Here is a 5,018-nt window from a genome sequence, read left to right on the forward strand (position 1 = left end):
TCATCGGTCGCCCGCAATTGCGCGCGGGCCGCCTGGAGCTGGGGGTTGTTGTTATAGGCTTTGGCAAGGGCGTCCATCAGCGTGTCCGCGGCGAATGCCGGATGAGTCGGGCTCGTCGCCAGCAGCAGGGCGAAGACCATCGACAGCGAGGCGGACAGCGATCGAACAGCGGGCCTGGAAAGGCGGGCGCGACGGCTGGGCATGTGGGGGATTTCCTACGTTTTTAGCGTATTTACGATTGGCGCGATTATGCCCGTCGGCCCTGGTTAAGCAAACCGGGATTCTCTTCGAGCGGGGTCGTCGGTCCCGTTTTGGCCGGTTTCCCTGGGGAAATCTTCGGACCGAATCAGCCTGTTACGGAAACCCGCGGGTTTCCAAAGCCGGGCGGCTGCGACATCAAGGTCAGGTGCCGAGCCCGCAACTTCAGAACAGCCAGCCGCGCAAGGCCGACGCGCTCTCTTCGATCGCTCGCATCGCCTTGGGGATCACACGGCTGTAATGCAGATAGCCATGCAGCACGCCGTCATGGCGCGTGAGCCGGCAGGGTACGCCGGCGCGGGTCAGGAGCTCGACCAGCGCCAGGCTGTCGTCGCGCAAGGTGTCGAGCTCGAGCGCCAGGACATAGGCGGGCGGCAGGCCGGCGAGATCGGCCGAGAGGCAATCGCGGCGATGATCCTTGCGGTCGCGGGGGCTGCGCAGATAGGCGTTCCAATAGAAATCGAGATCGGGCGGCGTGACGCCGTCGAGCTCGTTGGCGCAGACCCGCATCGACACCGAATCGTCGAGACCGTAGGTGCCGTAATAGAGCAGCAGGCCCTTGAGGGACGGGCGCCTGCCGTTCCGGGCGATGGCGACGCTGAGCGAGAAGTGGGCGCCCGCGGAATCGCCACCGAGCGCCAGGCGCGACGCGTCAATGCCGGCGCTCCGGCCCTCGCTCGCCAACCAGTCGAGGGTCGCCGCGATCTCCTCGAGCTGAACCGGGAACTTATGCTCGGGCGCCAGCCGGTAATCGACGCCGATGACCGCGGCACCTGACCGCTCGGCCAGGAGCCGCATGATGCGGTCATGGGTATTGAGGTTGCCAAGCACGAATCCGCCGCCATGGAGGAAGACGAGGGCCGGCAGCAGGCCTTGGGTGGAGGGGCGATAGAGCCGCAGCGGCACGGCGCCGTAGGGGCCCGGGATCGAGAAATCCCGGACCTCGGCCAGGGCCGGGCCATCGCTGTTCCAGAAGCGGCGTTCGCGTTCATAGATCGCGCGCGCCGCCGGAAGGTTCTGCAGGTCGAAGGTCTCGCCGGCATAGATCCGCTGGCTCTCGGCGATGGCGGCCAGCATCTCCGGATCGAGACGCGCCCGGATATCCATGATGTGTCAGTTCCTTCGGCCGTTCAGGCGACGGGCGCCATCTTGGCGGCGGCGGCCGCCGCGCGTCGGGCCAGAAGCCCGTCGAGCCAGCGCGGATCCATCTCCGGAACCGAGGACAGCAGCAGCTCGGTATAGGGATGGTGCGGCGGCTTCAGCACCTGCTCCTTCGGTCCCTGCTGCACCACCTTGCCCTGATGCATCACCACCACCCAGTCGGCGATCGCCTTCACGGTGGCGAGATCGTGGGTGATGTAGAGATAGGAGACGTCGAGCTCCTTCTGCAGGCGCAGCAGCAGCTTGAGGATGCCCTCGGCGACGATCTGGTCGAGGGCCGAGGTGACCTCGTCGCAAATGATGAGATCGGGCTCGACGGCCAGCGCCCGCGCGATGCAGACGCGTTGCTTCTGCCCCCCGGAGAGCTCGCTGGGCAGGCGGTCCATGAAGCGGCGGTCGAGCTCGATCATCTCCAGCAGCTCGACCACGCGCTTGTCGCGCGCCGAGCCGCGCAGGCCCAGATGATGCTGCAGCGGCCGGCCGATGATGTCGCGCACGCGCCGGCGCGGATTGAGCGCCGTGTCCGGGCTCTGATAGATCATCTGCAGCCGGCGCAGCATGTCCTTGGGCCGGTTCTTCAGGGCCGGCGGCAGGGGCTGGCCGTTGAAGGTGACCGAGCCCTTGTTCGGCGGCAGGAGGCCGGTGATGACGCGCGCCAATGTCGATTTGCCGGAGCCGGACTCGCCGACCACGGCGACGGTGCGGCCGCGCGGCAGGTCGACCGAGACGTCATGCAGCACCTTGACCGCGTTGCCGTAGCTGGCATCGATGTTCTGGATCCGGAGGATATTCTCGCCGGTGGGATCTTCCTTCTTGTGCAGCGAGCGCACGGCCCAGAGCGATTTGGTATAGGCCTGCTGCGGGTTCGACAGCATCTGGCCGGTCGGGGCCTCCTCGACCAGCTCGCCATAGCGCAGGACCATGATCCGGTCGGCCATCTGCGCCACCACGGCCAGGTCATGCGAGATATAGATCGCGGCAGTGTTGAGCTGACGCACCACGTCCTTGATCGCAGCCAGCACCTCGATCTGGGTGGTGACGTCGAGCGCCGTGGTCGGCTCGTCGAACACGATCAGGTCGGGATGGCAGGACATCGCCATCGCCGTCATGGCGCGCTGCAACTGGCCGCCCGACACCTGATGGGGATAGCGCGCGCCGATATGCTCGGGATCGGGGAGGCGCAATTGGCGGAACAGATCGACCGCCTGCTTCTTGGCCTCCGACACGCCCATGACGCCGTGATTGACCGGAATCTCCACATATTGCTCGATCAGGCGATGGGCCGGATTGAAGGAGGCCGCGGCCGATTGCGCGACATAGGAAAGGCGCGGCCCCCAGAGCTTGCGTTTCGATTGCTCGGGCGCCTTGGCCAGATCGACCCCGTCGAACATGACGGTGCCGGCCGAGATGCGGCAGCCGGGCTTGGTATAGCCCATGGCGGCAAGGCCGATGGTCGATTTGCCGGCGCCGGATTCGCCGATCAGCCCCAGCACCTCGCCGCGGCGCAGGGTCAGGTTCACGCCCTTGACGATCTCGTGCCAGATCTCGTCGCTCTGCCCTTCGACCCTCAAGCCCCGGATCTCGAGCAGGATGTCGCCGGCGCTGCCGGGCTTGGCTTTCGCTTGCACGGTGGTCATTCCTTCAACCCGCTCGTCTTGTGCAGGAACCAGTCGACGACGAAATTGACCGCGACCGTCAGGAGCGCGATCGCGCCCGCCGGCAGCAGCGGCGTGATGTCGCCATAGTTAATCAGCGTCGCATTCTCGCGCACCATCGAGCCCCAGTCGGCGGTCGGCGGCTGGATGCCGAGCCCGAGGAAGGAAAGCGCGCTGACGGTCAGGAACACGAAGCAGAAGCGCAGGCCGAACTCGGCCACCAGCGGCGGCAGGATGTTGGGCAGGATCTCGCGCGACATGATCCAGCCGATCTTCTCGCCCTGCAGCTTCGCGGCCTCGACGAAATCCAGCACCACGATGTTCATGGCGACCGCGCGCGTCAGGCGGAAGACGCGGGTGGAATCGAGGATCGCGATGATGAGGATGAGGTTCACGATCGAGGCGCCGACGATGGAGAGCAGCACCAGGGCGAAGATCAGCTGCGGGATCGCCATCAGCACGTCGACCGCGCGGCCGAGGAGCTGGTCGATCCAGCCGCCCAGCACCGTCGCGACCAGCCCCATGAAGCCGCCGATCAGGAAGGCCAGCAGCGTCGTCAGGAAGGCGATGCCGATGGTGTTGCGCGCGCCATAGATCAGGCGGGAGAGCATGTCGCGGCCGAGCTGATCGGTGCCGAACAGATACTGGCTGCTCCAGGGCTCGTATTGCGCGCCCACCAGCTCGTTCTCGGAATAGGGCGCCACCCAATGGGCGAACACCGCCAGGAAGACATAGATGGCGATGACGATCATGCCGAACCAGGCGGTGATCGGGGCGCGTTTGAGCTCGCGCCACGCCGTCTGCCACCAGCGGCGCTGCGGGGGAATGCGTTCGGAGGCGGTCTGGCTTGTCATGTCGTTCGCTCCCACCGTCATCGCGGATGCAGCAGGCGCGGATTGGTGACGATCGAGATCACGTCCGCCAGGAGATTGAGCAGGATATAGGTGGTGGCGAAGATGAGCGCGCAGGCCTGGACCACCGGCATGTCGCGCTTCGACACCGCATCCACCATCAGTTGGCCGATGCCGGGATAGACGAACACCACCTCGACCACCACCACGCCGACGATCAGATAGGCGAGATTGACCGCGATCACGGTCGCGATCGGCGCCCAGGCATTGGGCAGCGCGTGGCGATAGATGATGCGCGAGGGCGGCAGGCCCTTGAGACGGGCCATCTCGATATAGGGGCTGGCCAGGAGATTGATGATGGCCGCGCGCGTCATGCGCATCATATGCGCGACGATGACGAGGACCAGCGTCATGGAGGGGAGCGCGCAGCGCGCGACCCGTTCCCAGAAAGGCGTGTCGGCGTCGACGGAGGCCAGGGCGTAGAAGATCGGGAACCGGACGGCCAGGAACAGCATCAGGATGTAGGCGACGAAGAATTCAGGCGAGGAGATCGACGTCAAGGTGACGAGATTGACGAGGCGGTCATACCAGCTGTTCCGGTAGAGCGCCGCCAGCATGCCCAGAATCAAGGCCAGCGGCACGGCGATGATCGCCGTCATGCCGGCCAGGAACAGCGTGTTCTCGAGCCGGGGTTCGATCATGGAGACCACGGTGCGGGTCTGGCCGACGCGATTGGAATAGGAGGTGCCGAAATCGCCGTGGAGCACGCCGCCGATCCATTCGAAGTAACGCTGGACGGGCGGCTGGTTGAGACCGACCTCCCGCTGGAAGGCGGCGACGGTGTCGGGGGTCGCGGCCTGGCCGAGGATGGCCTTGGCGAAATCCCCGGGCAGCATCGTCACCGCGGAGAAGATGATGACCGACACGATGAGCAGGGTGATGAGGCCGAGCCCCAAGCGCTGCAGGATCGTCCGAACAATGGGATTCAGTGCCCTGGCTGCCACGGCCGAGCCCTCACGCTGGTTTGCTGTTGACGATCGCCGGCCGCCGAAGGCGACGCGGCGAAGGAAGCCGGAAAGACCGGCCAGGGGCG

4 protein-coding genes and 1 pseudogene are annotated in these 5,018 nt (G+C 66.0%); all 5 read right to left on the reverse strand.

Annotated elements, in window-relative coordinates:
* A pseudogene (locus ACREE8_RS11575) lies at positions 1-203 on the reverse strand (hypothetical protein); the annotation flags it as partial.
* A gap of 220 nt (positions 204-423) precedes the next feature.
* Complete coding sequence (locus ACREE8_RS11580) at positions 424-1,365, reverse strand: alpha/beta hydrolase fold domain-containing protein (protein ID WP_431573151.1); 942 nt, start codon at positions 1,363-1,365, stop codon at positions 424-426.
* A 23-nt stretch (positions 1,366-1,388) separates the two neighbouring features.
* Positions 1,389-3,056, reverse strand: coding sequence for an ABC transporter ATP-binding protein (locus ACREE8_RS11585; protein ID WP_431573152.1), 1,668 nt, complete (start codon positions 3,054-3,056; stop codon positions 1,389-1,391).
* Positions 3,053-3,928, reverse strand: a complete 876-nt coding sequence (locus tag ACREE8_RS11590; protein ID WP_431573153.1) for an ABC transporter permease — start codon at positions 3,926-3,928, stop codon at positions 3,053-3,055. The genes ACREE8_RS11585 and ACREE8_RS11590 overlap by 4 nt, the downstream gene beginning before the upstream one ends.
* 17 nt (positions 3,929-3,945) lie before the next feature.
* The coding region (locus ACREE8_RS11595; protein WP_431573154.1) for an ABC transporter permease at positions 3,946-5,018 on the reverse strand (1,073 nt) is incomplete at its 5' end.

The sequence above is a fragment of the Hypericibacter sp. genome, from assembly GCF_050729195.1.
In the GTDB taxonomy this organism is placed as follows: Bacteria; Pseudomonadota; Alphaproteobacteria; order Dongiales; family Dongiaceae; genus Hypericibacter.

Bases quoted from the DNA above. Each gene is read 5' to 3' on its own strand.
- ACREE8_RS11585 (WP_431573152.1), bottom strand. From the start codon at position 3,056: ATGACCACCGTGCAAGCGAAAGCCAAGCCCGGCAGCGCCGGCGACATC.
- ACREE8_RS11590 (WP_431573153.1), bottom strand. From the start codon at position 3,928: ATGACAAGCCAGACCGCCTCCGAACGCATTCCCCCGCAGCGCCGCTGG.
- ACREE8_RS11580 (WP_431573151.1), bottom strand. From the start codon at position 1,365: ATGGATATCCGGGCGCGTCTCGATCCGGAGATGCTGGCCGCCATCGCC.